Source organism: Mycobacterium montefiorense (assembly GCF_003112775.1).
GTDB lineage: Bacteria > Actinomycetota > Actinomycetes > Mycobacteriales > Mycobacteriaceae > Mycobacterium > Mycobacterium montefiorense.
In genome coordinates, this window is record NZ_BFCH01000048.1 from 1 (window position 1) to 26,647 (window position 26,647).

General features: G+C 64.7%; 24 protein-coding genes. 7 read left to right on the forward strand and 17 right to left on the reverse strand.

All coding sequences use genetic code 11. The features are described 5' to 3' along the window. Both DB708_RS25845 and DB708_RS25850 read right to left on the reverse strand, forming a co-directional pair. Nucleotides 1-2,094: arylsulfatase (locus DB708_RS25845; protein ID WP_108926315.1), on the reverse strand; the 2,094-nt coding region annotated here is incomplete at its 3' end. A gap of 353 nt (nucleotides 2,095-2,447) precedes the next feature. After that, entirely contained in the window at nucleotides 2,448-3,212 is a 765-nt protein-coding gene (locus DB708_RS25850) for a DUF2637 domain-containing protein (protein ID WP_235616959.1), read from the reverse strand. Between DB708_RS25850 and DB708_RS27120 the strand changes: the two genes are divergently transcribed. Next, complete coding sequence (locus tag DB708_RS27120) at nucleotides 3,213-3,443, forward strand: hypothetical protein (RefSeq protein WP_133251066.1); 231 nt, start codon at nucleotides 3,213-3,215, stop codon at nucleotides 3,441-3,443. Between the two features lie 390 nt (nucleotides 3,444-3,833). On the opposite strand, the gene DB708_RS25855 is transcribed toward DB708_RS27120, so the two are convergent. From DB708_RS25855 to DB708_RS25875, 5 genes are all read right to left on the reverse strand, one after another. Continuing rightward, on the reverse strand, nucleotides 3,834-4,529 hold the full coding sequence (locus DB708_RS25855) for a type 1 glutamine amidotransferase domain-containing protein (RefSeq protein ID WP_108926316.1): 696 nt from the start codon (nucleotides 4,527-4,529) through the stop codon (nucleotides 3,834-3,836). Nucleotides 4,530-4,618: 89 nt separating this feature from the next. Next, nucleotides 4,619-4,774, reverse strand: a complete 156-nt coding sequence (locus DB708_RS25860; protein WP_108926317.1) for a hypothetical protein — start codon at nucleotides 4,772-4,774, stop codon at nucleotides 4,619-4,621. 77 nt (nucleotides 4,775-4,851) lie between these two features. After that, entirely contained in the window at nucleotides 4,852-5,763 is a 912-nt protein-coding gene (locus DB708_RS25865) for an HpcH/HpaI aldolase/citrate lyase family protein (RefSeq protein ID WP_108926318.1), read from the reverse strand. Between the two features lie 19 nt (nucleotides 5,764-5,782). Then, the gene (locus DB708_RS25870) at nucleotides 5,783-6,967 is read right to left on the reverse strand and encodes a CaiB/BaiF CoA transferase family protein (RefSeq protein WP_108926319.1); all 1,185 of its coding nucleotides are present in this window, start codon (nucleotides 6,965-6,967) and stop codon (nucleotides 5,783-5,785) included. After that, complete coding sequence (locus DB708_RS25875) at nucleotides 6,960-8,333, reverse strand: LLM class flavin-dependent oxidoreductase (RefSeq protein ID WP_108926320.1); 1,374 nt, start codon at nucleotides 8,331-8,333, stop codon at nucleotides 6,960-6,962. The genes DB708_RS25870 and DB708_RS25875 overlap by 8 nt, the downstream gene beginning before the upstream one ends. Nucleotides 8,334-8,400: 67 nt before the next feature. Between DB708_RS25875 and DB708_RS25880 the strand changes: the two genes are divergently transcribed. The 3 genes from DB708_RS25880 (at nucleotide 8,401) to DB708_RS25890 (ending at nucleotide 14,367) form a co-directional block, all read left to right on the forward strand. Then, complete coding sequence (locus DB708_RS25880; RefSeq protein ID WP_108926321.1) at nucleotides 8,401-9,051, forward strand: GntR family transcriptional regulator; 651 nt, start codon at nucleotides 8,401-8,403, stop codon at nucleotides 9,049-9,051. 70 nt (nucleotides 9,052-9,121) lie between these two features. Continuing rightward, nucleotides 9,122-13,051, forward strand: coding sequence for a Pls/PosA family non-ribosomal peptide synthetase (locus tag DB708_RS25885; protein ID WP_235616960.1), 3,930 nt, complete (start codon nucleotides 9,122-9,124; stop codon nucleotides 13,049-13,051). Continuing rightward, a complete protein-coding gene (locus tag DB708_RS25890) occupies nucleotides 13,048-14,367 on the forward strand; it encodes a M1 family metallopeptidase (RefSeq protein ID WP_108926323.1) in 1,320 nt (439 codons plus the stop codon). Before DB708_RS25885 ends, DB708_RS25890 begins: the two co-directional genes overlap by 4 nt. Before the next feature lie 356 nt (nucleotides 14,368-14,723). Here the strand turns inward: DB708_RS25890 and DB708_RS25895 are convergent, their stop codons facing one another. The 4 genes from DB708_RS25895 to DB708_RS25910 are packed head-to-tail and all read right to left on the reverse strand — an operon-like array spanning nucleotide 14,724 to nucleotide 18,741. After that, complete coding sequence (locus tag DB708_RS25895; RefSeq protein ID WP_108926324.1) at nucleotides 14,724-15,695, reverse strand: LLM class flavin-dependent oxidoreductase; 972 nt, start codon at nucleotides 15,693-15,695, stop codon at nucleotides 14,724-14,726. Nucleotide 15,696: 1 nt separating this feature from the next. Continuing rightward, nucleotides 15,697-16,182 (reverse strand): VOC family protein, encoded by a 486-nt coding sequence (locus tag DB708_RS25900; protein WP_108926325.1) that lies wholly within the window; start codon nucleotides 16,180-16,182, stop codon nucleotides 15,697-15,699. 21 nt (nucleotides 16,183-16,203) lie between these two features. Further along, complete coding sequence (locus tag DB708_RS25905; protein ID WP_108926326.1) at nucleotides 16,204-17,463, reverse strand: MBL fold metallo-hydrolase; 1,260 nt, start codon at nucleotides 17,461-17,463, stop codon at nucleotides 16,204-16,206. 9 nt (nucleotides 17,464-17,472) lie between these two features. After that, nucleotides 17,473-18,741: a sulfotransferase family protein gene (locus DB708_RS25910; protein ID WP_108926327.1), complete on the reverse strand. Its 1,269-nt coding sequence runs from the start codon at nucleotides 18,739-18,741 to the stop codon at nucleotides 17,473-17,475. 50 nt (nucleotides 18,742-18,791) lie between these two features. On the opposite strand from DB708_RS25910, the gene DB708_RS25915 reads away from it, so the two are divergent. Further along, nucleotides 18,792-19,691 (forward strand): helix-turn-helix domain-containing protein, encoded by a 900-nt coding sequence (locus DB708_RS25915; protein ID WP_108926328.1) that lies wholly within the window; start codon nucleotides 18,792-18,794, stop codon nucleotides 19,689-19,691. On the opposite strand, the gene DB708_RS25920 is transcribed toward DB708_RS25915, so the two are convergent. Continuing rightward, nucleotides 19,681-20,067: a DUF2237 family protein gene (locus DB708_RS25920; RefSeq protein ID WP_108926329.1), complete on the reverse strand. Its 387-nt coding sequence runs from the start codon at nucleotides 20,065-20,067 to the stop codon at nucleotides 19,681-19,683. The genes DB708_RS25915 and DB708_RS25920 overlap by 11 nt on opposite strands. 80 nt (nucleotides 20,068-20,147) lie before the next feature. Then, nucleotides 20,148-20,480 carry a PE domain-containing protein gene (locus tag DB708_RS25925; RefSeq protein ID WP_108926330.1) on the reverse strand — a complete coding sequence of 111 codons (333 nt, stop codon included), beginning with the start codon at nucleotides 20,478-20,480 and terminating at the stop codon, nucleotides 20,148-20,150. A 152-nt stretch (nucleotides 20,481-20,632) separates the two neighbouring features. Here DB708_RS25925 and DB708_RS25930 point away from each other — a divergent pair, with 152 nt between their 5' ends. Further along, complete coding sequence (locus DB708_RS25930; protein WP_108926331.1) at nucleotides 20,633-21,109, forward strand: TM2 domain-containing protein; 477 nt, start codon at nucleotides 20,633-20,635, stop codon at nucleotides 21,107-21,109. A 94-nt stretch (nucleotides 21,110-21,203) separates the two neighbouring features. After that, nucleotides 21,204-22,334, forward strand: a complete 1,131-nt coding sequence (locus tag DB708_RS25935; RefSeq protein WP_108926332.1) for a cellulase family glycosylhydrolase — start codon at nucleotides 21,204-21,206, stop codon at nucleotides 22,332-22,334. 6 nt (nucleotides 22,335-22,340) lie between these two features. Here the strand turns inward: DB708_RS25935 and DB708_RS25940 are convergent, their stop codons facing one another. From DB708_RS25940 to DB708_RS25955, 4 genes are all read right to left on the reverse strand, one after another. Beyond that, on the reverse strand, nucleotides 22,341-23,462 hold the full coding sequence (locus DB708_RS25940) for a glycosyltransferase (protein WP_108926333.1): 1,122 nt from the start codon (nucleotides 23,460-23,462) through the stop codon (nucleotides 22,341-22,343). 12 nt (nucleotides 23,463-23,474) lie between these two features. Next, a complete protein-coding gene (locus tag DB708_RS25945; protein ID WP_108926334.1) occupies nucleotides 23,475-24,293 on the reverse strand; it encodes an SDR family NAD(P)-dependent oxidoreductase in 819 nt (272 codons plus the stop codon). Between the two features lie 97 nt (nucleotides 24,294-24,390). After that, on the reverse strand, nucleotides 24,391-25,479 hold the full coding sequence (locus DB708_RS25950; RefSeq protein ID WP_108926508.1) for a Rieske 2Fe-2S domain-containing protein: 1,089 nt from the start codon (nucleotides 25,477-25,479) through the stop codon (nucleotides 24,391-24,393). 60 nt (nucleotides 25,480-25,539) lie between these two features. Next, nucleotides 25,540-26,643 (reverse strand): nitronate monooxygenase, encoded by a 1,104-nt coding sequence (locus DB708_RS25955; protein ID WP_108926335.1) that lies wholly within the window; start codon nucleotides 26,641-26,643, stop codon nucleotides 25,540-25,542. Nucleotides 26,644-26,647 lie beyond the last annotated feature (4 nt).

A 26,647-nucleotide genomic window follows, 5' to 3' on the forward strand; every position in this document is an offset into this window, starting at 1 on the left:
GTTCTCGACGGTTCCGGTGCGCGCATAGCTGGCGCCGAACAAGTGTCTGCCCAACGGCACTGCGCTCGAAGAGGACACCAGCTGGTGACGTTCGCCCAGGAAGTTGTAGACATAGTGCAGGCGACCGTCCTGGATGAACAGCACATGCCCGCCGTGCGCACCGCCCTGTTTGAACAGCACCCCTTCGGCGCCAGTGGTATCCACGGTCACGTCGGCGAGCACGCCGAACGAGCGGCCTCGAATTTCGGCGGCGGCGCCGATTCCGACGTCCGCGCAATCCGGATAGTAGAGGTAGCTGGCCCGCTCGCCCACCAGGTAGGGCCGGAAGCGGGTCAGCGTTTCCATCAGGTTCAGGTCGGCCAGCGGTAGCCCGTTGTACTTGGCGGCTTCGGAAAACCACAGCGCCTTAAGCTCTTCCAGCTTCTCGGGTTGCTCGGCAGCCAGGTCATGGCACTGACTGCGGTCGGCCTCAATGTGGAACAACTCCCACCGATCGGCATCGAAATGCGACCAGCCCGCCGGGGTGGCGGCGTGCACGGTGTTGGCGAACCAGCCGTCGTGCCAGATCCCACGGGTGCCCAGCATCGTGTAGAACTGGGTCCGCTTTCCGGTGCTCGCGGCCGAATCTGCCAGCGCTGCCGCGAAGCTCACACCATCGAGCGGCTTCTGCGTGATGCCCTTGACCGTCTCCGGCGGCGCCATACCCAGCAGGTCATAGATCGTCGGGGTGATATCGGAAACGTTGACGTAGTTGTCGCGAACCTCGCCGTGTGCCGCAATACCGTTGGGCCAGGAGACGATCGCCGTGTCGGCGATACCGCCTTCGTGGGAGGCGTAGCGCTTGAACAGCTTATAGGGTGTGTTGAACGCCATCGCCCACCCGATCGGGTAATGGTTGTAGGTCTGGGGTCCACCGAGATGATCGAAGAGCTTCATGCTCTCCTCCACGGTGTCGATGTAGCCGTTGAAGAACTTGCCCTCGTTCACCGACCCGTTCGGCCCGCCTTCGCCGCTGGCACCGTTGTCGGAGATCACCACAATGATGGTGTTGTCCAGCTGACCGGATTCCTCGAGATAGTCCAGAATCCGCCCGATCTGAGCGTCGGTATAGCTCAAGAACCCCGCGAACACCTCCGCCATCCGGGAAAACAACTTCTTTTCTTCATCGGTGAGCCCATCCCAGGGCCGCACCGTATCCTGCAGCGGCCACGGCTCACCGTTGGGCCCCTTGACATCCAGATACGGGTTAATGGGCGACAGTTCAGTGTCCGCCGGAACCAACCCCATCGCCTTCTGTCGTTGCAGCGCGATCTCGCGGTAGCGCTCATAGCCCATGTCGAACTTGCCGGCGTACTTGTCCGCCCACTCGGTGAACACGTGATGCGGGGCGTGTCCGGCACCGGGGCACACATAGCTGAACCACGGCTTGTCCGGCGCAATCACCTTGGCATCACGGATGAATTCAATTGCCTTGTCGGCCAGGTCTTTTGACAGGTGGTAGCCGTCCTCAGGGGTGCCAGGAGGGTTCACCGGGTGGTTGTCGTACACCAGATCGGGATACCACTGATCGGTCTCCCCGCCCATGAACCCATAGAACCGCTCGAAACCGCGCGACGTCGGCCAATGCCGCTTCGTCGAGGCCATGCTGGACTCTTCCAACGGCGTCAGGTGCCACTTACCCACGCAGTACGTGTTGTAGCCGCGCTCATTGAGCACCTCGGACAGCAAGGCGGTGTCGGTCGGGATGCGGCCATTGCAGTTCGGGAAACCGTCGGTGAATTCCTCAATCGTGGCCATCCCCACCGTCGTGGCATTGCGACCAGTCAGCAGCGACGCCCGCGTCGGTGAACACAGCGCAGTCGTATGGAACTGCGACAACCGCACACCACGCTCGGCGATCCGCGTCATCGCGGGCATCTCCACCAGGCCACCGAAACAATCCCAGGTCGCGATGCCCGTGTCATCCCACACCAAATACAGGACATTCGGCGAACCCTCCGGCGCCGTCGGCGCCGCGTACGGACCCCAATCCGGCTCCGAATCACGAATATCCAGCTCGATCTTGCCTTGAAAGTCTCGCGAGTCAGTGGACATCCCCAACCTCATCGATCGTGCCGCGCACCTGTTTGCGCGCAAGCCCATCGCCGGCCCGGAGACTGAGGGCGGAGTCAAGATTTCTTGCCGGTCCCGCGGTGGCTGTTTCACCGATAGTACACGGTTTCTATAATTATATACGATCCGCCGATATTCCCTGGTTGGGATGCACTTCTTCGGTGAACGCCCCACCGGGACTCAGGGGGTTCGGAGGGGTTGGTAACCGATTCGAACCCCCCGCACCTCCTGGTGTTGAGGGAGCCTGTCCGCGGCACCGTCGACGGTGGAACGCGTTGCGGCAGAGCCGCATATGCATGGACTTAACGCGCCAAAATTGCGGGTTGGCTCGCTTACTAAGCGCCGCTGGGTCCCGGAGGCGATTCAGCACCCACCAGTCCGCGCTCTTGGATCGGCGACAAGCCGCCGCTGCTCCATCGTTCGATCTGTTCAGCGGATTGGGTTCGAGCAAGGCTGGTCTCGGTGAAATCGCCGGTCTCATCAAGCGTTTCGTATGGAATGAATCTCCATAGGATGGACAGCGCATGGGTAGCTCCGACGAGTGCGATCGGCGGCACGCATGCGATTGCGGCGTCAAACCACGGTCCCAGCGCTGATTTCGGCAGCCCGGAGTTAGGAATCATGGCATGGACCGCGTTACCGCTGACACTGACCAGGGCGCCCACCCCAAGCACCACCCAGAAGTACCGTCGACTGCCGCGCTGCTGGGGGTATGCGGAGAATGCGACCAGAGCCATCGTTGCGAGGATGATCGCACCATCGACTATGACGGGCCAGAGCCACGACAACCGGCCCGGGTACGCAGTGCGCGCCGCCAGATCGCCTAGGGATGCGAACGAGAGGATAAAGCTCGCCGTCGCTATCAGAATCGTAATCATGACAGCCGTCATCCGCGTTGTGCGGACAAGTGACAGCCTTGCCACCTGTTGTTGTATGCGGTCGCCATGTTGCCGAGCCATCACCCGATTTGCGGAGACCTCTGCAGTCCTTTCCGCAGCTCTCTGGGGTTCCCGCCGCTGCTCCAGCGGGAACGTGGTGAGCGTATTCGCCTGCACGCCTTCGCTGGTCGCCTCGCTACACACCGCGTCGCCATCGATCACGTGATCTTTGGTCGCGACATCCTCAGCGGCCACCTCACCGACGACCACAACCTCAGCGGCCACCTCACCGACGACCACATCCTCAGCGGCTACGTCACCGTCGGCCACATCCTCAGCGGCCACCTCACCGACGACCAGATCCTCAGTGGCCACCTCACCGACGACCAGATCCTCAGTGGCCACCTTACCGACGACCAGATCCTCAGTGGTCTCATTTTCCGACTCGATTAGTGAAGACATTTCTTTTGTGCAGGTCCTCCCCCCGGGTCATCCCGGATTTGGCGGCGCGGCACCCGTGGCGATGCGTGATTCCAGTTCACACGGATGTCGCGACATGCAAAGGTCTATCAGTCATCACAGCAAGTGGTCGACGAGTACTACGTGGAATACCTCGCGGACCGCTTGTGTGTCTAGCCGCCAGATTGCGTGATCACTATGGCATGCACGGTGCTTCAGCGACAAGCCGTCGCTTCTTCTCCGGCCCGGCAGACGATGAACCAGAATTGCTTATTTGCAATGGTTTTCATAACGTCAACGTCGATCGCGATCACGCCTCACTCGTGACGCTATCGCCGGCGGTATCGCATCTGAAAGTTTCCTATTGGTCGCAACGGCCGCCGATCAATGCGGCAGCACTTCGAGTACCTGCTCCGCCAGCGGCCCGGCCGAGGCGGGGTTCTGGCCGGTGTAGAGATTGCGGTCCGACACCGTGAATGGCTTCCACATTTCCCCCCGGACGAAGTCGATGCCCAACTTGACGAGTTCGTCCTCGACCGTCCAGGGCGCCTTCTCCCGGAGTCCGACGCCGTCCTCTTCGTCGTTAGTGAAGGCGGTAACCCGATAGCCCGCAAAGGGCGAAACACCGTCGCGGCGGGTGGCCAGGATCGCGGCCGGCGCGTGGCAGACGATCGCCAACGGCTTACCCGACGCGAGGGCAGCAACGAGCAGTCGGCCGGAGTCCGCGTCGCGCCAGAGGTCTTCCATCGGGCCGTGGCCACCAGGGTAATAGATGGCGTCGTAGTCGTCTAGGCGGGCGCTGGCGAGTTGGATTGGCGCGCGCAGCTGTTCGGCCGAGCGCAATATCCCTTCGAGTTTTTCGGCGATCTCGACGCTGCCGGCCATCGACGGACGCAGGCTCATCACGTCCACGTAGGGCACCGTGCCGCCAGGCGTGGCCACCACGATTTGGTGTCCGGCCCGGCTGAGCGCGTCGTAGGGAGCGGCGAATTCTTCGGCCCAATACCCGGTGGGATGCCGAGTGCCGTCCTTGAGTGTCCAGTAACTCGTTGCGGTGACGACGAACAGGATCTTGGCCATAAGCGGTCACGCCCCTTATCGAGAGACTGCAAATCCTACGTCGCCACCGCAACGTCGGCAATGCGCCGAAACAGCTTGTGCCCTAGGCCCTAAAACCAGACCTTTCGGCCGCCCACCGGACGTCCGACCGCCCCGAGGATCCACAAGACCACGCCGATCAGCACCAGGATGCCGCCGATCGTTTCCAGAATCGGGATGGCGGCGAAATAGCCGATTACAACGAGAATGATGCCTAAAACAATCACGTCATGCCCCCTTCTATTGGGCGTCCGTTGAATTGATCTAGTACGGACTACCCCGGCACGAACGCGGTCAATCACGCCTACTGATTGCCGTTGATCAGTGCTGCGCGCGCCAGCGTCTGCTCCGCCTGCTTCACATGGGCGGCGTCGACCAGCACGCCGTTGACGCCGACCGCGCCGCGGCCCTTGGCCTCGGCCTCCCGATAGGCAGTGACATTTGCTTCGGCTCGGGCGATCTCATCGGCGGTCGGCGCGTAGACCCCGTTGGCGACAGGCACCTGGTCGGGATGAATGGCCCACTTCCCGGTGTAGCCGAGCAACGATGCGCGCCGCGCGTCACGCTCGTAGCCCGACAGGTCCCGATAGTCGGGATAGGGTGCGTCGATCGCGTCGATTCCCGCGATGCGCGCCGCCACGATCACCTTGTTGCGCGCGTAAGCCCAGAATTCACCGGGGTATTCGCCGAGCGGGACGAAGTTGGTGTCGACCCGCGCGCCCTGCGACAACGAGAAGTCGCCGACCCCGAAGATCAACGCGTCCAGCCGCGGACTTGCCGCCGCGATCTCCTCCGCGTTTGCCAGGCCTTCCACTTCTTCGATCAGGACCTCGAGCCGAATCCGTTTGCCCAGACCGAGTTTCAATTCCAATTGAGTGAGTAGCACATCCACCCACCAGACATCGCAGGCCGTGCGGGCTTTCGGGATGATGATGGTGTCCAGGTTCTCGCCGGCGTTGGTGACGACATCAATGACGTCGTCGTGGCACCACTGGGTGTCCAGACCGTTGATCCGGATGGCGCGGGCGGTGCGCCCCCAGTCGATGTCGTTGAGCGCGGCGATCGCCTTGACGCGCGACTCTTCCTTGACCGCCGGGGGCACCGCGTCCTCGAGGTCGAGGAACACCAGGTCGGCGCCACACCGGGCGCCCTTCTCGAACATGTTGTCGTTGCTCGCGGGCACCGCGAGTTCGGAACGACGGAGCAGATCGGTCACCTGTAAGAACTTCCTTCTATCACAGCACGCCGCGGGCGCGCAGGTCGTCAATGTCTTTGGAAGTCAAGCCAAGTAGCTCGCCGTAGACTTCGGCGTTGTGCTCGCCGAGGTAGGGCCCGAGATGGCCGACCGTTCCGGACGCCGACGAGAAACGTGGCACCGGGGCCTGTACCGTCATCTGCCCCAGCTGATCATCCTCGACCGAGATGAACACCTCGCGATACGTCAGCTGCTCGTCGGCGACCAGATCGCGGATGTCGTAGACGGGTGCCGCAGCTACTTCGTGAGCTTCGAAGGTCTCCATCGCCTCCGAAAGCGTCTTGGTCGCAACCCAATCCGCAACCACTGCATCGACCTCACGGGCCCGGGCCAGCCGCCGCTGCGGGTCGGAGAAGTCGGGGTCGGACAGCAGGTCGTCGCGGCCGATTGCGCGAAAAACCCTCAGTGCCAACGCCGGTGAGCTGCCGGACATGGCCAGCCACCGTCCGTCCGCGGTTTGGTAGGTGTTGCGCGGAGCCGAGATGTCCCAGCGATTGCCGGCGCGCTCGGGCACCAAACCCAATTGGTCATACCCCAACAGGGTCTGCTCCAGCAGCCGGGCCAGCGGGTCGATCAGGTTGACATCGATCAGCTGTCCCGGTGCACCGTGCACATCGCGGTGGTAGAGCGCCATCATGACCGCGTAGGTGGCGTTCAGCGAGGCCACGCCGTCGGCCAACATGAACGGCGGCAGCGTGGGCGGGCCGCCGGCCGGTCCGGTGATGTGTGCGAACCCGCTCATCGCCTCGCCGAGCGTGCCGAAGCCCGGACGTTCGCTCTTCGGTCCGGTCAACCCGTATCCGGTGATGTGCAACATCACGATTCGGTCGTTGACCGCGCGTAGGTTCTGGTAGTCCAAGCCCCATTTGCGCAATGTCTGGGGCCGGGTGTTGAAGATGACGACGTCGGCATGCTCGACCAACCGACGCACCATTGCCTGACCTTCGGCGCAGCGCAGATCCAGCGTGATCGCTCGCTTGTTGCGCGATAAGGACTTCCACATCAGCCCGACATCCTCGCGCTGATTGCCCCAACCGCGGATCGGATCGCCGTGTCGCGGGTCTTCGACCTTGATCACGTCGGCGCCGAACTCGCCCAAGTACGTCGCGACCAGTGGGGCCGCCGCCAAAGTCGCGAGGTCGAGCACTCGCACCCCGTCAAGCATTCGCACCGGCACCCACGTGTGCGTTCGAGGGCCGTTGTAGCCCAAGGTGTCCCCGCAACGTCGAGGACTCGTACTCGGTGCGGAACAGCCCGCGTCGTTGCAGTTCCGGAACCACCATCCGCACCACGTCTTCAAACGCGCCGGGCACATGCGTTGCGGCCAGCACGAAACCGTCGCAGGCTCCGCTTTCGAACCAGTCCGCCATCTGATCGGCAACCTGTTCGCCGGTGCCGACGAAGCGGGGCCCCTGCAGCAGCGTCGCGCGATGGCCGGCCAGATCGCGCACGGTCACCGTGTCGCCACCGATGTGCTTGCGCAGGTTCTGCACCAGGCCGCGAATTCCGGAGGACGACGCGATCAGCTCGTCGGTCACGGGATCGTCCAGATCGTGTTGCGCGAAGTCGTAATTCATCAACTCCGACAACAGTGTCAGTGATGCCATGGGATGAACCAGTTCGTTGAGGAACAGAGCTTCGCGCTCCTTGGCGTGGGCCTCGGACTCGCCCACCACAGCGTAGGCCATCGGGCAGATCCGTACTGCGGAAGGATCACGTCCGGCATCGGCGATTCGTTCTTTCTGGTCGGCGTAGTGACTGCGCGCGACCTCGATGCCCGGATCCCCGGTGAAGATCAATTCCGCCCACCGGGAGGCGAATTCGCGTCCACGTCCCGAAGACCCGGCCTGGATGATCACCGGCCGGCCTTGCGGGGTCCGCGGCACGGTCAGCGGCCCACGCGATGAGAAGTACCGCCCGACGTGAGCCAGTTCGTGCACCTTGTCCGGATCTGCGTAGTGCCCGGTCGCCCGGTCATGCAGGACCGCGTCGTCTTCCCAGGTGTCCCAGAGCCCGGCGACAACGTCCATGAACTCGTCGGCGCGGTCGTAGCGCTCGTCGTGGCCCAGGTGGGCGTTGACACCGAAGTTCTGCGCCTCGCTGTCGTTGACGGAGGTGACCACGTTCCAGCCGGCCCGGCCGCCGGACAAGTGATCCAGCGTGGCAAAAGTTCGGGCGACGTGGAACGGCTGATAGTAGGTTGCCGAGTAGGTCGCGCCCAGTCCGATGCGCGAGGTGGCCTGCGCCAGCACGCCGAGGACGATGCTCAGGTCCAGTTTGACCGGCCGAGCCCCGTAGGACACCGCCTCGGCGACCGATCCCCCATACACCCCGGGCATCGCGAGCCGGTCGTCGAAGAACATCAGATCGAAGCAGCCTTCTTCGAGCTGGCGGGCGATCTTGGCGTAGTACGAAGCGTCGAGGTAGCCATGTTCGGTCGCCGGGTGCCGCCACGATCCGGCGTACACCGAGGTGCTGCCGGCCTGCATGAAAGCAACGAGGGCCATCTTGTCTCGTCGTCGATCAGCCATACTCGAAATCTAACATCTGATATTTCAGATATCAAATGTGGGGTGCGTTGTTTGATAGCATTCGCGGATGGCAGCGATCGACATCTCCGGCACGGTGCGCGAACGCGCCGCCCGCGAACTCCGCGACCGCATCCTTACCGGCGCCTTGCCCGCCGGCGCCCGGGTCGACCTCGATGCCATCACCGAGGAGTTCGCGACCAGCCGGACCCCGGTCCGCGAGGCGCTGCTCGAGCTCTCCTTCGAAGGATTGGTCCAGGTGGCACCCCGCAGCGGCGTCACCGTGATCGGCATCAGCCCCACCGACGTGATGGACAGCTTCACCATCCTCGGAGTCCTTACCGGACAGGCCGCCGCGTGGGCGGCCGAACGGATCGAATCCGACGAGCTCGACATGCTGCGCGCGCTCGCGGCCGACGTGGTCGCTCGCTCCGGTGACGACAGCATCGGCGAGGCGAACTGGCACTTTCACCAAAAGATCCACCGCGCCGCTCACTCGCCGCGGCTGATGACGCAGATCAAGCAGGCCGCTCGGGTGGTGCCGAGCAACTTCCTCACCCTGTTTCCCGACCACGAGAAGCATTCGCTCGACGAGCACCAGGAGCTACTCGACGCACTCGGCGACAAGGACGTCGAACGTGCCCGCACGATCGCCGAGCGCCATGTCCTGGACGCCGGGCGCTCGCTGGCCGACTGGCTCGAGCAGCGCCGCACCGCCTAGCTTTCGCCGCGCAACCTCACACGCCGCAGCGCTTGCGGGCGTGGCGCCAGGACTTGAGTATTTTCGTGGGGTGCCTTCGCCTCCTGGGCCTCCCGTCCCCGCACAAGTCCCAGCGCAATACACGCTGTCGCCTGCCGCACCCAGCCCACGCACGCTGATCGAGATCCTTTATGAGACCGCTGCGCGCTATCCGGACGCGACGGCCATCGACGACGGCACCGTCCAGCTCACCTACAGCGAACTGATTAGCGACATCGAGGCCAGCGTGGAATGGCTGGCGGCGAGAGGTATCGGCCGGGGGGACCGGATCGGCATCCGAATGCCGTCGGGCAGCTATGCGCTGTATGTGGCGATCCTGGCGACGCTGGCCACCGGAGCCGCCTACGTGCCCGTCGACGCCGACGACCCCGAGGAACGCGCCGAGTTGGTGTTCGGTGAGGCCGCCGTCGTGGGCGTCATCACCGAGGCGGGCTTGCTCCGCGGCGTCGGCTTGTCGCGAGGCTGGCGAGCCACCTCGCCGCTGGGCCGCGACGACGCCTGGATCATCTTCACGTCCGGCTCGACCGGAATGCCGAAGGGCGTTGCGGTCACGCACCGCAGCGCGGCCGCATTCGTCGATGCCGAGGCACAGATGTTCTTGCAGGACAACCCGATTGGCCCGGGCGATCGGGTACTTGCCGGACTGTCGGTAGCTTTCGACGCGTCGTGCGAGGAGATGTGGTTGGCCTGGCGGCATGGCGCCTGCCTGGTACCCGCACCGCGATCGTTGGTGCGCAGCGGGATGGACCTCGGTCCCTGGTTGGTCACCCGCGATGTGACCGTGGTGTCGACGGTGCCGACGCTGGCCGCGCTGTGGCCCAGCGAGGCGCTCGAAGCGGTGCGCCTGTTGATCTTTGGCGGTGAGGCCTGCCCGCCGGAACTGGTCGAGCGGCTCGCCGTCGATGGACGGGAGGTGTGGAACACCTACGGCCCGACCGAGGCCACCGTCGTCGCGTGCGCGGCGAAGCTCGACAGCTCGGGACCGATCAGCATCGGGCTGCCGTTGCCGGGCTGGGACCTGGCCGTGGTCGACGCCGACTGCCTGCCGGTCGCCTACGGCGATGTCGGCGAGCTGGTGATCGGCGGCGTCGGGCTGGCCCGCTACCTGGACAAGGACAAGGACGCCGAGAAGTACGCCGCGATGCCGTCGCTGGGCTGGCAGCGCGCCTATCGCAGCGGCGATCTGGTTCGGCTGGAACGCGACGGGCTGTATTTCTGCGGCCGCGGCGACGACCAGGTCAAGCTCGGCGGCCGGCGTATCGAGCCGGGCGAGGTCGACTCGGCGCTGGTGCACCTGCCGGGAGTCAGCGGTGGAGCGGCGGCGGTTCGCCACACCGCCACCGGCACGCCGGTACTGGTCGGCTACGTCGTCAGCACCGACCCGGCGTTCGACCTCAACGAGGCGCGCGCCCGCCTTGCCGAGCAACTGCCAGCCTCGCTGGTGCCACGGCTGGTGCGGGTCGCCGAACTGCCCACCCGAACGTCGGGCAAGGTCGACCGTGACGCGCTGCCGTGGCCACCGCCGGGCGGCGAGTCGGACGAGTCGGCCGATCTCGGCGGCACGGCCGGCTGGCTGGCCGGGCTGTGGCGAGATCTGCTTGGGGCGGCGGTCGACACTGTCGAAGCGGATTTCTTCGCACTCGGCGGCGGCTCGCTGGCCGCCGCGCAACTGGTATCCGGGCTGCGGCAGCAGTATCCGCAGGTCACCGTCGCCGACCTGTACGACCATCCCCGGTTGGGCTCGCTCGCCGGGTTCCTCGACGAACTCGAGCCGCCACCGCAGGTCACCGAGCGCACGGTCCGGCCGACACCATGGCTGACGGGGTTCACGCAGACCTTGCTGGCCCTGCCATTGGCGACGCTGGCGGCGCTGCCATGGTTGACGTGGCTGGCGCTGGGCAACAACGTCGCTCGCGCCCTGCACGTGGTGCCGTGGACCGTGGCGGTGAACTGGTGGCTGGTCGCGGCGGCTTTCGTCGTATTCGTCACGCCGTTGGGCCGGATGGGCATCGCGGTGTTGTTCGCGCGGATGCTGCTGTCGCGCGTCCGCCCCGGCAGCTATCCTCGCGGCGGCTCGGTGCACCTGCGGATCTGGTTCACCGAACGGCTGGCGGAGGCCAGTGGCGCCCACAACCTGTCCGGTGCGCCGTGGCTGGTCTACTACGCCCGCGCGCTCGGCGCCGACATCGGCAAGGGTGTCGACCTGCATTCGCTGCCGCCGGTCACCGGGTTGCTCACGGTCGGCCAGCGCTGTGCCGTCGAGCCCGAAGTCGACCTGAGCGGTCACTGGATCGACGGGGACACGTTCCACGTCGGTGAGATCACGATCGGCGATGACGCCACGATTGGCGCGCGGTCGACGCTGCTGCCCGGCGCCGTCGTCGGCAAGAACGCCGACGTTGCACCCGGCGCCGGCGTGCTGGACAAGATCAAAAACGGCCGGTACTGGAAGGGGTCGCCGGCAGTGAAGTCCGGGCGGGTCAACCACCCCTGGCCGGACGAGCGGCCGCCGCGCCGCACGCGCTGGGTCGTCATGTACGGATTGACGTCGGTTCTGCTGGGGGCGCTGCCGCTGCTCGCCGTGGCGGCCGGCCTGGCGGTCATCGTGGTCGCGGTCCGCCACACCCACCGCCTGTCGCAGGCCGTGGTCCCCGCGCTGCTGTGGACACCGGCTGCGACGCTGGCCGGACTCACGATGTACACGCTGCTGACAGTGATTGGCGTGCGGGTGTTGTCACTGCGACTGCGCGAGGGCTATCACCCGGTACGCAGCCGGGCCGGCTGGCAGCTGTGGGCCACCGAGCGGCTGATGGATGCCGCGCGCAATTATCTGTTCCCGCTGTATGCCAGCCTGCTGACGCCAATGTGGCTGCGGCTGCTTGGCGCCAAAGTGGGTCGTGGCACTGAGATTTCGACTGTATTGATGACCCCGAAGTTCGCAATCATCGAGGACGGTGCCTTCCTGGCCGACGACACGATGGTCGCGTCCTACGAGCTCGGCGGCGGCTGGATCTACGCGGCGAAGACAACCGTCGGCAGGCGCGCGTTCCTCGGCAACTCCGGGATTACCCAGCCGGGCCGCCGGGTTCCCGACGACGGATTGGTGGCGGTGCTGTCGGCCGCGCCGCCCAAGGCCAAGCGTGGCTCGTCCTGGCTGGGCAGCCCACCGATGCGGCTGCGCCGTCGCCCCGCGGAGGCCGACGAGGCGACCACGTATGACCCACCGCAAAGTTTGAAGACGATGCGGGCGCTGGTGGAAACATTCCGGTTACTGCCGGTGATCGCGTCGGTCGCGATCGGTTTGGCCGTACTGGGCGGATTGCAAGCACTGGCACGGATATTCAGCATCTGGTGGGCGGCACTGGGCGGTGGCCTGGTGCTGCTGGCGGCGGGCGCGATCGCCGGTGGCATCGCGATCGTCGCGAAGTGGCTTCTGGTCGGCCGGATCAGGGCCAGCGAATATCCGCTGTGGTCGTCGTTCGTCTGGCGCAACGAAGTAGCCGACACGTTCGTCGAAACCGTCGCCGCACCATGGTTCGCCCGGGCGGCTAGCGGCACGCCGGTGCTGAACATGTGGCTGCGCGCGCTCGGCGCCCGCATCGGCCGGGGCGTGTGGTGTGAAAGCTATTGGCTCCCTGAGGCAGATCTCGTCACGCTGGACGACGGGTCCACCGTCAACCGTGGCTGCGTGGTGCAGACCCACCTCTTCCACGACCGGATCATGCGAATGGACCGCGTCGTGTTGGAACCCGGTGCGACGCTGGGGCCGCATTGCGTCGCGCTACCCGCCGCCCGGCTGGGTGCCGGTGCGACCGTCGGTCCCGCGTCCTTGGTGGTCCGCGGTGACGAGGTACCGGGATCAACACGCTGGCAAGGTAATCCGATCAGACCGTGGAATCCTGGCCGCAAGAAGGCAGGCAAGGCCGGCTCCGGGCGCGGCGTCGAGGACACCGCCGCGTGAAGCCCTCCCCGAAAAAAGCGCTGCCGGAAGTGGTCGATGAGTACCTGCCGAAAAACGGCAATGCCGGATACCAGGTGTCGCGGTACGAGTTGGATCTGGACTACAGGGTCGCGTTGAACCGGCTGTCCGCAACGGCCACGATCACTGCTGTCACGCTGACCGAATTGCAGCAACTGACGCTCGACCTGTCGAATGCGCTGACCGTGTCCAAGGTCTCGGTGAACGGCAGGTGGGTGGATCAATTCTCTTGTCGCGGAGGAAAATTACGCATCCGATTGGGATCGAAGCTGCCGACCGGGGCCGCGTTGTCGATCGTGGTCCGATACGGCGGTTCGCCGAGGCCGATTCGCTCACTATGGGGCGACGTCGGTTTCGAGGAGCTGACCGATGGTGTATTGGTCGCCGGGCAGCCCAACGGCGCCGCTTCGTGGTTCCCCTGCAACGACCACCCCAGCGCCAAAGCCGCGTTCCATATCCAGGTCAGCACGGAAAGCCGGTACCGAGTGGTTACCAACGGGCAGCTGCTGTCACGCCGGGCCCGCGCCTCGCGCACCGAGTGGACCTACGAGCAGCGCGAGCCGACATCGACCTACTTGATCACCCTGCAAATCGGCAACTACGAATTGCGGCGGCTGGCCCGCACGCCGGTGCCGATACAGGCGGTACTGCCCGAGCGGTTACGCCGGGAGTTCGATCACGATTTCGCCCGCCAGCCCCAGATGATGCAGTTGTTCATCGAGCTGTTTGGACCATATCCGCTTGCTACCGGCTTCACAGTGGTTGTCACCGACGATCCGCTGGACATACCCCTGGAAGCCCAAGGGATTTCGATCTTCGGCGCTAACCATTGCGACGGCACGCGGTCCAGCGAGCGGCTGATCGCCCATGAACTTGCACATCAGTGGTTCGGCAACTCAGTGACCGCGGGCCAATGGCGCGACATCTGGCTACACGAAGGATTCGCGTGCTACGCGGAGTGGTTGTGGTCCGAACACGGCGGCGGCCCCAGCGCCGACGAACTGGCCCGGCTGCACCACGCAAAGCTGCGCACTCAGCCACAGGACCTGCTACTGACCGATCCCGGGGCGCGCGACATGTTCGACGACCGAGTCTACAAACGCGGTGCGCTGACCCTGCATGCGCTGCGCGGTCGATTGGGTGACGATAATTTCTTTGCGCTACTGAAGGATTGGACGTCGCGGCATCGTCACGGCACCGCCGTCACCGACGACTTCACCGGGCTGGCGGCCAACTACTCCGATGAGTCGCTGCGCTCGCTGTGGGACACGTGGCTGTACTCGACGATCGTGCCCTGACATCAGCCTCCGCCGGCACCCGCTCCCCCGCCCGGCGCGTTGTCGCCGCCATAACCACCCGGCGGGCCCACCGAACTGGGCACACCAGGGTTCGGTGCCGTCTCCGACGAGGTTGGTGGCGATGTCTTCGGCGTGCCTTGCGGGCTGGCGGCAGCGCCGCCACATGCGACCATGAGAGCGGTCAACCCCGCACCGCCGACGAGCGCACAAGTCCGTTTCACCGCACAAGATTTCATCATCGCACCCCACGTTTCCGCCGTCTGATCCAGCAGAGGCACCCAATGTTTCTGCTGTCTGATCTAGCAGCGGTACCCGCTCACCAGCAAGCCCAATCAACGCGTTCCAGAAAGATAACCTCAGCCGAGGGCCGGCAGCACGGTGTCGGTCAGCAGCTGGACCGATTTCCATGCTTCGTCGACGGGCATGCCGCCGACCAGCGGATGCAGCACCAGCGGTCCGTAGTCGTCGCTGTCCCGGATTTCGGCGATGAGCTGATCGGGAGTCAGAAACCGGTAAAGCCCCGATGCTCTGACCTCATCCAGCGTCCGCACACCGGGCAGGTGCATCAAGGAACGTTGGTCGGTGGACCATTCGCCGTAAGTGACTGCTTCCCAGAGGATGCGAGCGCCAAGTTCAGCCCAAGCCCGGTCGGGATCCTCGTGTAGATAGATCATTCCGCGGTTGATCGGGCCGGGCATCAGGATCAGGGGCTTCATGCCGGCGGCAGAACACAGTTCCCGATAGTAGGCGGCGATGTCGGGCGGATGGTCGGCCAGGCTGAGCGGCAGCCCGAAGCGCGCCGCGCGCCGGGCGGTGGCTCGCGCGCCGCCACCCACATACAGCGGCGGATGCGGCCGACTCCAGGTACCGGTACAAATTCCAGCATCCGCTTCGGCGCCGGACCACACCGACAGCATCCGTTCGACCAGGCTGTCCATCAACGCACCTCGTTGGCTGAAATCCAGGCCGAGCGAGTCGTATTCGACGGGCCGGTAGCCCAGACCGACCGTGGTGTGTAACCGTCCACGACTCATGTTGTCCACCAGCGCAATGTCTTCGGCGAGCCGTACCGGATTCCACAACGGCCCAAGCGCGCAGTCCACGCTGGCAATCATTGTTGAGGTCCGCGCCAGGAACATCGCCGCGGCCATGATCGGGTTGCAGCTCCAGCCGTGGCCGGTGACATGGTGCTCGTCGACGCTCATCGACGTGATGCCATGGGACTCACCCCATTGCACCAGTTCGAGGGCTGCGGATAGCAGCTTGCTTTGCGTGCGTGGTTCCCCGTTCGGTGAGGCGAAGTTGAAGCGCAACACCGTCAGTACCATGTCAGGCTCCGGCGGGGCCAGGTTCGGCGATGGACTCAACGAACGCGGCGAAGTCGGGGAATAGCGCGCGGTCGACGATCTCGATGCGGGTGCCGAACGCATCGACGTAGTAGGCGAACATCCCAAACTCCGAATCCGGTATTGCTCCGGTCATTTCGAAGCTGAAGCCGTTGTTCTCCAATGCACGCGCGGTCTCGACAAGGTTGTCGGTGAAATAACCGACATGGTGGACGGAATTGCCCGGTGCGGGTGTCCAGGGCGTGCCCGCAACCTCCTGCACCAGTTCAATGTGCGGGCTCTGCACGGAATAGACGATCGTCGAAGTCAGGTCGCGAACCCCTTCGGTGGTGCGGAAGGGCAACGTGTAGCGCAGCGGCGTGATCCATCGATAGCCGGCCAATGCGCTGAGCCGGGCCATCGCGGCGTCGAGGTCAGGCACCACGATGCCGGTGTGATAAAAGTCGTTGGGGTGCAATGCAAATGCCATAGTTATGTCCTCACCGTGCCGTCACGAGTTAGTCGCAATTTGTCTTGAGAGCCAGGCTCTTTCCCAGAAGTTGGTGGTGGCGTCCAGCAGGCTTTGGTGCGCTTCCCTGAGCACTTCACGTGCTCCCGGATGGTCCGGCTGCGCGGTGGTGACCAGCTCGGCAAGGTGGATGGCGTGCAGTGGGCGGCTCTGGGTGAGGTGCGCCGTTGCGCGCGCCGTCAGCTCATCGGCTCCGGCCAGTTCCACCACGTCGGTGCCGACGGCGTCGAACCCAATGGAGTAGAGCTCGGTGGTCGACCGGTGGTGGAACCAGCCCGAGTAGTTCTCCCACACCGCCCGCACATCCCAGGAGACCTTTCCATAGCCCTGGCCCACCTCGTATTCCGCGGGCAAGACGATCTCGTTCATCAGCGTCTGGACATCTTTTCCAGCATTCATCCCGGCCACGGCCTGGTCGTGAATGTAGGCAATGGCGTTGCGCAACCGGGTGAGCTCGGCGTGGATGCGATCTGCGCCCGCGATCGGTTCGAAGTGACCCGTCACCAGGAGTTCAGGCGCAAGATCACGAACCCGCTCGACCGAAGCGATAGCGGTCAGGGCATCTCGGTAGCGGTCGCCGCGCATCGTCACCAAGTTAGGAATGTGCCCGAATACTGGTCCAAACGTATTTCCACACAAACAGATTCGTTCATCGGGCAGCCATATCACCAATGAATCGGTGGTCTCACCGCCCGGGACCGAGATCAGCTCCAGCCGTCGGCCCCCGACGTCGAGGGTGAGCGTGTCGTCGAAGTCGAGGTCGACGGTGGGAACGCTCTGGGCGGGCAGCCGCGTGGTGCCCAGGCGGCGCTGAATGGCCTGGATGCCCGTCGCCAGGGTGTCGGAGAAGGCGAAGGCGCTGCGGCTGGCACGGTACGGAATCAGGCGTTCGTTGTCGTCCCGCCATTGAGTCCAGTTCGCTTGGGCCACAACGGTTGTGTCTGGGTCGCGGACGCTGTCCAGTCCGCCCACGTGGTCGACGTGCCCCTGGGTGAAGATGATGTAGCGCACCGGCGAAGGGTCGACGGCGTCGAAGTTGGCGCGATGCACCGGGCCCTCGAAGCCCATGCCGGTGTTGACGATGACCCGGCCGTCGTCGGTAGTCAGCAGGTACGCATTCGACAGACCCGGCGAGCACCACAGTCCCGCCGCGATCTGTTCGGCCTGTTCGGCAGCCGCCGGCCGCAGCCCGTCAGCGCCCGGCCTGCTGCGATAGACCGGCTCAAAGTCTTGGCTACCCATCGATGCTCCTCATTCGGGGCGGACGTCGAACCGGTCGAGGTAGAAGTCGAACCGTCCGCGCAGTTCATCGGCCGAGACGCCGAAGTGCCGTTGCAGGTCGTAGTGGATACGGCCATGCTTGCCGCGCGGATTGCCGTCCAGGTATCGCTGGAACCCGTTGCGCGCCTTCGGCGTCAATTCGACTCCGCCGCGCGCGTATAGCTGTTCGAGCAGCGGCATTTCGTTGCCGTTGAGCTCGTGGAAGGTCATGTCGATGCTACGTTCGGCCGGCACCAGCTCGCGATCGCGGACACATGCGCGCAGCAGCCGGTGCACCCGATCGGTCCAGTAATCCAGTAGCCACCCCGGATCGAGGCTCGTCCGGCGCAGCCGGTCGGAGTACGCCATCATCGTGATCGCGGACTGGACGACCGCGACAGGATCGCGATGCGTGAAGGCCACCGTCGCGTCGGGAAAGGTCGCCATCAATGGGCCGAGTTGCTCACAGTGCTGGGGACTCTTGAGGATCCAGGTGCGCGGCCCGCGCAGAAAGGTCAGCGCCTGCAAGGCCTTTTTCAGATACGCGTAGTGGCGTGTTTGGTCGAGTGCGAGGTAGTAGTCGCGCCAAGCCGGTACGCGGGCATGCCATTCCAGGACATAGCCGGCCAGGTCGAGGTCAAGGAGTTCGACCTCTTCCTCGATCGCCTCGGGGAATCGGTCGTGCATGGCGGCCACCACCGGGGCGCTGACCATCAATGCGTCGTGTTCGGACTTGGCGCGCGCATAACGAGGGTCGACCCCGAAGATGTCGGGGCCCTCGCCGCGCGCCGGTATCGGTTCTTGACTCTCCCAATACGGCAGCGCGCGCCGGCGTGGGTCGGCGGCAATGAGATTCACCAGATGGGTGGTGCCGGATCGCGGCATCCCGACAACGATGAAGGGCTTCTCGATCGGGATCGACTCGATCTCGGGATAGCGCGCGACGAGCTCGGTCAGCGACAACCGGTTTCGTAGCAAGCGAACCACTCGCTGCCGCAACGTCGAGCGGCTCAGCTGCCGCAGCCCGTCGTCGGCCTCGATCGCGGCGACGTGCGCCCTGAGCCGGTCACCGAAGCCATCCGTGTCGTCCAGGTCGTCAGCGCCGGCTTGCCCGACGGCCTCCGCGATCATTTCGTTGATGTCGAAGTCGACCCGTTTGGCCTCAGTGAATTCCAGTATTTGACGCTGTATGTCGGTCAGCTGCGGAGAGGTGAGATCGTCGAAATCGATGTTAGCGATGTCGGGGCCCGCAGAGCCCATGCGACCGCCTCCTCGACCGGGTGTCGAATATTCGACGTATCATTCGAAATATGATACGGACGGTAGCTGCGGAGCCGAGACCTCGTCAACCCACTTCTCCGCCGACCGAGCGCGTCGTCGCAGTCATGGCGCTGCTCGGGTCGCAGCCCACTCGAGCGTTGTCCCTCGCCGAGATCACCCGCGAGCTGGCCATCAGCCGGGCCACCGGCCACGCAATCCTGACCACGCTGGCCGCCCACCATTGGGTTGTGCGCGACATCGCCACCGCCGCCTACTCCTGGGGACCGGGTGTTGCAACGCTTGCGAAGCCCGCCGGCGACCGGGTCTTCCACGGAATTCTGCAGCAGCTCGCCGAATCCACAGCGGCACAAGCCTTTCTAGCCCGCCGCGAGGGCAACGCGATCGTCGTGGTGGACAGCGCCGGTGAATCGGCTTCCGGAATGCGGATCCATCGTGGATTGCGAATGCCTTTGGTCGCACCGTTCGGCCGCGATTACATCGCCGGCAGCCCGCTCACCGCGCAGCGCGCCTGGCTGGAAGGCATCGGTAAGCCTTCGACCGCGCTACACCGGCGAATCACCACGGTGCTCAGCGAGATTCGTGACCGCGGATACACCGTCGAACGGCTCAGCCGCGAATACCTCCAGGTGTACACGGCGCTACGCGCGCTTCGCGGGGACGGGGGACCCGACGCGATCACCGCGCGGCTCGCCCAGGCTTTCGCCGACCTCACCGTGATCGACGTCCTAGACGCCGAACTCATCGAGGACGGCACACACAGCATCGCCACCATCTCCGCTCCGATCTTCGACGAGGACGGGGTCGTCGCGATGTCGATCAGCGCCGCACCATTCACCGACTTGTCCGCGGCTGAGGTCCTGCGATTGAGCGAGCAGGTTTGCTCCGCGGCACGACGGATCGACCCGCAGATCGCGAGCCCTACAAATTAGCCAGGTCGTCAGGAACGTCGACTTGGTGTTCCATCAGTGTCTCAAGGGGAACGACCTCGAGGGTGCGTTCGTGGGTGCAGGCCAGCACCACCGGGGCGGCGCACCCGTCCCGATGAGCCCGCAGCCAATTCAGGGCTGTGACGCACCAGCGATCGCCGGGTAGCAGGCCGGGAAACCGGTACTCGGGAACCGGCGTCAACAGATCGTTGCCGATCGAACGCTGATGCTCGAGAAACTCGGCAGTCATTACGGCACAGATCGTGTGGCGGCCAACATCCTCGGGCCCGCTTGAGCAACAGCCGTCGCGGTAGTAACCGGTGAGAGGCTCGGTGCCGCACGGCTGCAGCACGCCGCCGAGCACGTTGCGATCGGACATATCGCTAGTATCGCGCCGTCCGGGGGGAAGTTATAAGAGATATGAGGGTTTGCGGTCCACGAATTTGCGCCGCCGCTCGCCTACCCGGCCAGCGGAAAGCTGATCGGCGGGCGGATCCGCTGCAGGCTGCCGGCCGCGGCGGCATCGGTCTCGGAGTACATCCGGGCGATCTCGACCAGCGCGGAACCCGTACGCGCCAGTTCGGCATGTGCCCCGTTTACCAAGGCCAGCAACTGGGTGGCCTCTGCCGCGAACGCCGCCGCTGCCTGAGCTGAGACCTCCTCAGCACCGGCGGGAACCAGCACTGTCATCGACGGCGATGCCGCGGCGCCGGCGGCCACTGCCTGCATCGTGCTGCCCACAACGTCGATGCCAACACCGGCCACCGCGGGGTCGAAGAATATGGGCTGCATCTGTGCACTCCTGAAGCCAGCAAACGCTGTTAAGGACGATAATAGCAGTAGGCAATTGTTTCTGTCTACAAACGTTGCATCATGCGAGAGTGTTGCTGGCGGCGCTGCAGAGCGAATGGACGCACCCGCGACAGAAGAGTTAACTCATGCCAATGTCGACGCCGAACCCGCCCGGATTCCCGCCGCCGCAGGGTTGGCAGCCGCCCGGTTACTTCCCGCCCCAAGGCCCCCCGATGCCGCCACCGGGATACCCGGAGTACCCGCAGCAACCCGGCTATCCACCGCCGCATCCCTATCCCGGTTATGCCGGGTATCCCGGAATCCCGGTCGGCCCTCAAGCGCCTTTTGGCCGCGATCCCGTCACGGGTGTGCCCCTGTCCGGTAAGTCCGCCACGACGGCCGGGCTGTTGCAGCTGTTTTTCGGAGTGTTCGGTATCGGTCGCTTCTACATCGACTCGACCCAGATCGCGGTCGCCCAGTTGCTACTGGGCTTGTTCGGACTCATCTTCAGCGTCTTCTGTTTCTTCGGGCTGCCGGTCCTACTCGGCAGCATCATCTGGGCCGTCGTCGACGCGATCGTGATGTTCACCGGCAGCGCGAAAGACAACTACGGCCGCAAGCTTCGCTAGCGCTGGATCACGATCAGGTCACAATTTCCTACCTCACAGATTGCAATCGGCGCGTCTAACCGCCTGCACGACAAGGGAAATCTAGTGTCACTTCGTGAACCGCCGAACGGCCATGAAGCTCCCGCTGATGTTGGCAGCGGGCGCGGCTCTGGCCCAAGCGCCGCTCGCCTCTGCCGAGGCAGGCCGGTGGTCGCCGGACCGGGCCAACGCCTGGTACCGCGCGCAGGGCTGGCTGGTGGGCGCGAACTACATCCCGTCGACCGCCATCAATCAGCTGGAGATGTTTCAGCCGGGAACCTTTGACCCGCAACGCATTGACGGCGAGCTTGGCGCGGCCCGCGCACTCGGCTTCAACACCATGCGGGTCTTCCTGCACGACCAATTGTGGGCGGCAGATCGCCAGGGCTTCCAAAGCCGCCTCGCGCAGTTCGTCGGCATCACGTCGCGCCACGGCATCAAGCCGCTGTTCGTATTGTTCGACTCCTGTTGGGACCCACTGCCCAAGTCCGGTCCGCAGCACGCGCCGGTACCTGGCGTACACAACTCCGGCTGGGTGCAAAGCCCGGGTGCCGAACGCCTCGGCGATCCCCGCTATATCCCCGTGATGCAGGACTACGTCACGGGAGTGTTGAGCCAATTCCGCAATGACGACCGGGTTTTAGGATGGGATCTATGGAACGAACCCGACAATCCCGCGAAGGAATACCGCAAGGTCGAGCGCTCGGACAAACTCGAGCGTGTCGCCGACCTGCTTCCCCAGGTGTTCCGATGGGCACGCTCGGTTGACCCCGCTCAACCCCTGACGAGTGGTGTGTGGCAAGGATCCTGGGGAGACCCGCGAAACCGTAGCCCCATCAACGCCATTCAGCTCGACAACGCCGACGTGATCACGTTCCACAACTACGGCAAACCGGCCGAGTTCGAGTCGAAGATCAATGAACTGACGCCGATGGGGCGGCCGATCATCTGCACCGAATACATGGCTCGGCCCCAGGGCAGCAGCATCGAGAGCATCCTGCCAATTGCCAAGCGCCACAATGTTGGTGCGATCAACTGGGGTCTGGTGGCCGGAAAGACCCAAACCTACTTTCCGTGGGACTCGTGGAATCACCCGTACACCGCGCCGCCGAAGGTTTGGTTTCACGACCTTCTGTTGCCCGACGGCAAGCCCTACCGGGAAAGCGAAGTTCAGGCCGCTCGCAGGCTGACGGGCGGACTCGGCTAGTAGCCGTTAGTCCGCCAGCAGCGCCGCGACATCGTCTGCTGACGGCATGTCGCCAATCTGCCTGGCAATCCTGCGGGCAGCAGCCCGATAAGTCGAATTCTGAAGAATTTCGTTTACCGCCAGGCCAATTCGATCCGGGTTGAACTCGCCGGGTGGAATACAGATCCCGGCGCCCGCGGCCGCGACGCGCTCGGCTTGAGCGCCCTGATCGGCGCCCTGGGGTGCGAGAACCAGCGGCAGACCGGCGGCAAGCGCACCAAGATTACTGCCTGCGCCGCCATGAGACACCACGACGTCGACGCCCTCGAGAAGCTCACGGTATGGCAGGAACTCTTCCAAGCTGACGAATTCGTGGTCGACCGTGAATTCGCAAGGTGATTGGTTGGGGCCGAGCGTGACTCGCAACGAAAGGTCGCGTTCTGACAATGCCGCGATGATCGGGCTGAGCACATCAGGGTGGCCGTACACCGTACCGAATGTCAACAGGACCCCGGGCTTGCGAGCCAAGGGCTTTGGGTTTCTGTGCCGCGACGTGCCGGGCGACTGATGCGCCTCGGGCCGCATGGGTAGCCATCCCGGCGGCGCCTGCCATCCCTCCACCTGCAGATCGGCCGGGCAGATGTCGACGACCCGCCTGGGCCGTCGCCACCGCACACCGCGAGTCCGGTAATCGGCGGCAGCACGCACCGCGGCGGCACGGACGAAATCCGCGGATATATCCGCGCCGAAGGTGTGGCAGACACTTTCCACATCGCAGGCCGCGGCAAGAAACGGCCCGACGTAGTCCATCAACTCATGGACTACCAGGTCCGGGCGCCATGCCTGTGCCGCGGGGAGCGCGTCGTCAACCGACATATCGATTCGGGCGGTGGCAAAAGCTTCGATTGCCGCCTCGCGGGTGCACTCGCCCCTGACATCTTCACCAGTGCGCCGCATGACCTCCGCGATCACAGCCGGACCATCCGCAACCGCGACCAGCACGTCCAGATCTTCGTCCGACACCACCGGCACGCAGGCCGGGGAAACCATGATGGCGACGCTGTGTCCCCGTGTCCTCAAGGCCCGGGCAAGAGGCAATAACGGTAGGAGGTGCCCGTGCATAGGCACACAAGTGAACAGGATCCGCATCGGGACTAGCCCCTAGGACAATCGCTCGACGCTGCGGAGATAACCGCGACGCGCGTCCGCGCCGGCGCGGAACAATATGTCGTCGAGACCGAAGGCGCGCTTTATGCGGTCGGCAATCCACGGCGGCGTTCCGGCGACGAGTCTGGCGACCGTGCCCAGCTCACGGGGAACGTACAGCTCCTCTCTTCCGGTGCGAAGCGCTGTGACGATGGCGTCGGCAACCGCGTCCGGGCTGACGAATCGCATTCCTCGCTGCGTTTCGAGTCCGCCGGACATCTCAGTCCGGGTGAATCCGGGCATGACGATGGTCGTTCGCACACCGGTGCCGCGTGTCTCGGCGCGGATCGCTCGGGTGAATCCCACCACCGCATGCTTGGTGGCCGCATACGTGGCCTCGCCCGCCAGGGCGACCTGGCCGCCGGCGGAAGCCATATTGACGATGTGGCCATGCCCGCGGGGCAGGAAACGCCGCAGGGCCAACCGGGTTCCGGTCATCACCCCGCTCAGATTGATATCCAGCGATCGCTGAGTGTCGGCGGGATCTTCGTGAACGAAGCTGCCGATGTACACGATGCCGGCGTTGTTGATCAGTGCATCCAGCGGACCGATGTGTTCTTCGGAGCGGGCAAGGAAAGCCTCGAACTGCTCGCCGTTACGCACATCAAGACCGAACCCGACCGCACGGTCACCCAATTGTTCTGCTATTGCTGCACTTTGAGTTCCGCTGCGAGCGCCGATCGCGACAGACATCCCGGCCCGCACACATGCCTGCGCCGTGGCGAGGCCAATGCCGCGGGTACCTCCAGTGATCGCGACCCGCGCGACATCCATCGATTTCACCTCACCGTGTCGGCTTTGCCTCCAGGATGTGGGCGAGCAGCAGGACACGGCCAGGAGAGATTTCCTCCCACCTAGGAGGACGCAGCTATCAGCGCACGGTCGCCGCGAGATTCTCCGCAACCTCGTGTTGCCAAAACTTGTTGGCGTGGTTGGTGTCTACCTCGATTTCGAAGCGGTCGGTCATCTCTGCGGTGACATCGGCGGCGTCGACGTAGAACTGCTCGTACCAGCGCCGGTTCTGATACACCGCACCGTCCTCCTCGGTGAGCAACGGGTTCTCGATGCGCGTCTTGTGCTTCCAGATCTCGACGTCTTCGAGGAAGCCCTCGCCGAACGATCGGCTCATGGTGGCGGCGAGCTTGGTCGCCTTGGCCGCCGGCAGCCCCGGGAGTTCCTGAACTGCCACGCCCCACTGCAACACGAATGAGTCATGACTGACCGGGTAATGGCAGTTGATCAGCGCCACTTCAATCGTGAAGTCCGGCGCCACATCGTTGTGCAGCCAGTTGATCATGTAGGCCGGGCCGAAATACGTTGCTTCGGAACGAAGTCTCGTTCCCTCCCAGAGATTGTCGTAGTTCGCCGTGGTGTCGGGACGAGCCTTCGACTCCATCAGCTGGGTCGCCGTGTGGCCTTCGATGATGTTCTTGAAGAACGTCGGGTACGCGTGGTGGATATAGAAGAAATGGGCCATGTCGACGTTGTTGTCGACGATCTCCCGGCAGTGTGACCCCTCGATCAGGATCGAGTTCCACGACCACGGTGACCACTGTCCTTCGGCGTACCCGTCGATCGTCGGCGGGAAGACCTCGGCCGGGGGCATCGCCCCCTCGGGGTCGTGCCAGACCAGCAGTTGGCCATTGACCTCCCCGGTCGGCCATCGCCGCGTCCGCGCCAGTCGGGGCGTGCGCTTGGCGTAGGGCACCAATGAACAGCGACCGGTCGAGCCCTGCCAGCGCCAGTCGTGGAACGGGCACGCCACCGAATCGCCCTTGATGGTCCCCTGGGACAGGTCGCCACCCATGTGGCGGCAATACGCGTCGAGGACGTGCAACTCGCCCTGCGAATCCGCGAACACCACGAGGCGAGACCCAAATGCGTTGATCGCGTGGGGACTTCCGCCGCGGAAGTCTTCGGCCAGGCCTATGTAGTGCCAGCCGCGGGCGAAGCGCGTCATGGGTGCGCCGGTATCGATGTCCCGGACTTCGTTGGTGATTGTGACCACAGCGATTCCTCCTCAGCTGTCTTCCGCTAGTCGCCGCACGGTGGCCAGCCACTCCTCGACGATGTCGAGGACCACTTCCCGCGACCGCCGCACTTTGTTGATCGACCCGATGATCTGGCCCGCCGGGGAACCCGACAGCGCGCTGGATCGCGCCCGCATGAACCGTGCCGAGGCATCGGCATAAACAATGCCTTGCAACGGCATTGGCAGCGGAGCGGGACTGTCTGGGCCGTCCCAAGCCGCGGTCCAGTCGGTGCGGATCTGACGGGCCGGCTTGCCGGTCATCGCGCGCGACCGCACCGTGTCGCTGTACCCGGCCCTCAGCAGGTTGTCGACGACCCATGGTTCGGTGGCCGCTTCGGCCACCGTCAGCCACAACGACCCGGTCCACGCTCCTTGTGCGCCGAGGGCCATCGCCGCCGCCATCTGTCGGCCGTTACCGATGCCGCCGGCGGCCAGCACGGGGATGTCCGGACCGACCTCATCCACGACCGCGGGCACCAGAACCATGGTGGCGATCTCTCCGGTGTGTCCCCCGGCCTCGCCGCCCTGGGCGATGATCACGTCCACTCCCGCATCGACATTGCGCCGGGCGTGCCGCGGCGAGCCGCTCAATGCGCCTACCAGAACCCCTTTTTCGTGTGCGGCCTCGATCGCGTATGCCGGCGGCGGACCCAGCGCATTGACAATCATCGACACCGGATGACGAAGTGCGACCGCTACCTGGCCCGGCCCTTCTGCCTCGACACCGAGGCCGGCCGCTATCACCCGTCGCTCGTTGTCGTCCGGCAGCGGCGGCACACCGTGGCTAGTCAGCACCTGTTCCATGTGTTCGGTGTGACCGAGTGGGATTTGTTCGCGCAGTGCATTCAGGCTGAACGGCTCGCCCTTGCCGACGAACTTCTCCGGCATCGCGAAGTCCACGCCGTACGGCCGACCGCCGACGTGTTCGTCGATCCAGGAAAGCTCGACCTCGAGGCGTTCGGCGTTATAGGCCAGTGCGCCTAACACCCCATATCCACCGGCCTTGCTGACCTCGGCGACCACGTCGCGGCAGTGCGAGAACGCAAATAGTGGGAACTCGATGCCGAGCCGCTCGGATAGGGAATTCGCCATGGTT

Bases quoted from the DNA above. Each gene is read 5' to 3' on its own strand.
- DB708_RS25855 (WP_108926316.1), bottom strand. From the start codon at position 4,529: ATGGCCAAGATCCTGTTCGTCGTCACCGCAACGAGTTACTGGACACTC.
- DB708_RS25870 (WP_108926319.1), bottom strand. From the start codon at position 6,967: ATGCTTGACGGGGTGCGAGTGCTCGACCTCGCGACTTTGGCGGCGGCC.
- DB708_RS25875 (WP_108926320.1), bottom strand. From the start codon at position 8,333: ATGGCTGATCGACGACGAGACAAGATGGCCCTCGTTGCTTTCATGCAG.
- DB708_RS25880 (WP_108926321.1), top strand. From the start codon at position 8,401: ATGGCAGCGATCGACATCTCCGGCACGGTGCGCGAACGCGCCGCCCGC.
- DB708_RS25895 (WP_108926324.1), bottom strand. From the start codon at position 15,695: ATGGTACTGACGGTGTTGCGCTTCAACTTCGCCTCACCGAACGGGGAA.
- DB708_RS25900 (WP_108926325.1), bottom strand. From the start codon at position 16,182: ATGGCATTTGCATTGCACCCCAACGACTTTTATCACACCGGCATCGTG.
- DB708_RS25905 (WP_108926326.1), bottom strand. From the start codon at position 17,463: ATGGGTAGCCAAGACTTTGAGCCGGTCTATCGCAGCAGGCCGGGCGCT.
- DB708_RS25910 (WP_108926327.1), bottom strand. From the start codon at position 18,741: ATGGGCTCTGCGGGCCCCGACATCGCTAACATCGATTTCGACGATCTC.
- DB708_RS25915 (WP_108926328.1), top strand. From the start codon at position 18,792: ATGATACGGACGGTAGCTGCGGAGCCGAGACCTCGTCAACCCACTTCT.
- DB708_RS25920 (WP_108926329.1), bottom strand. From the start codon at position 20,067: ATGTCCGATCGCAACGTGCTCGGCGGCGTGCTGCAGCCGTGCGGCACC.
- DB708_RS25925 (WP_108926330.1), bottom strand. From the start codon at position 20,480: ATGCAGCCCATATTCTTCGACCCCGCGGTGGCCGGTGTTGGCATCGAC.
- DB708_RS25930 (WP_108926331.1), top strand. From the start codon at position 20,633: ATGTCGACGCCGAACCCGCCCGGATTCCCGCCGCCGCAGGGTTGGCAG.
- DB708_RS25940 (WP_108926333.1), bottom strand. From the start codon at position 23,462: ATGCGGATCCTGTTCACTTGTGTGCCTATGCACGGGCACCTCCTACCG.
- DB708_RS25945 (WP_108926334.1), bottom strand. From the start codon at position 24,293: ATGGATGTCGCGCGGGTCGCGATCACTGGAGGTACCCGCGGCATTGGC.
- DB708_RS25950 (WP_108926508.1), bottom strand. From the start codon at position 25,479: ATGACGCGCTTCGCCCGCGGCTGGCACTACATAGGCCTGGCCGAAGAC.
- DB708_RS25955 (WP_108926335.1), bottom strand. From the start codon at position 26,643: ATGGCGAATTCCCTATCCGAGCGGCTCGGCATCGAGTTCCCACTATTT.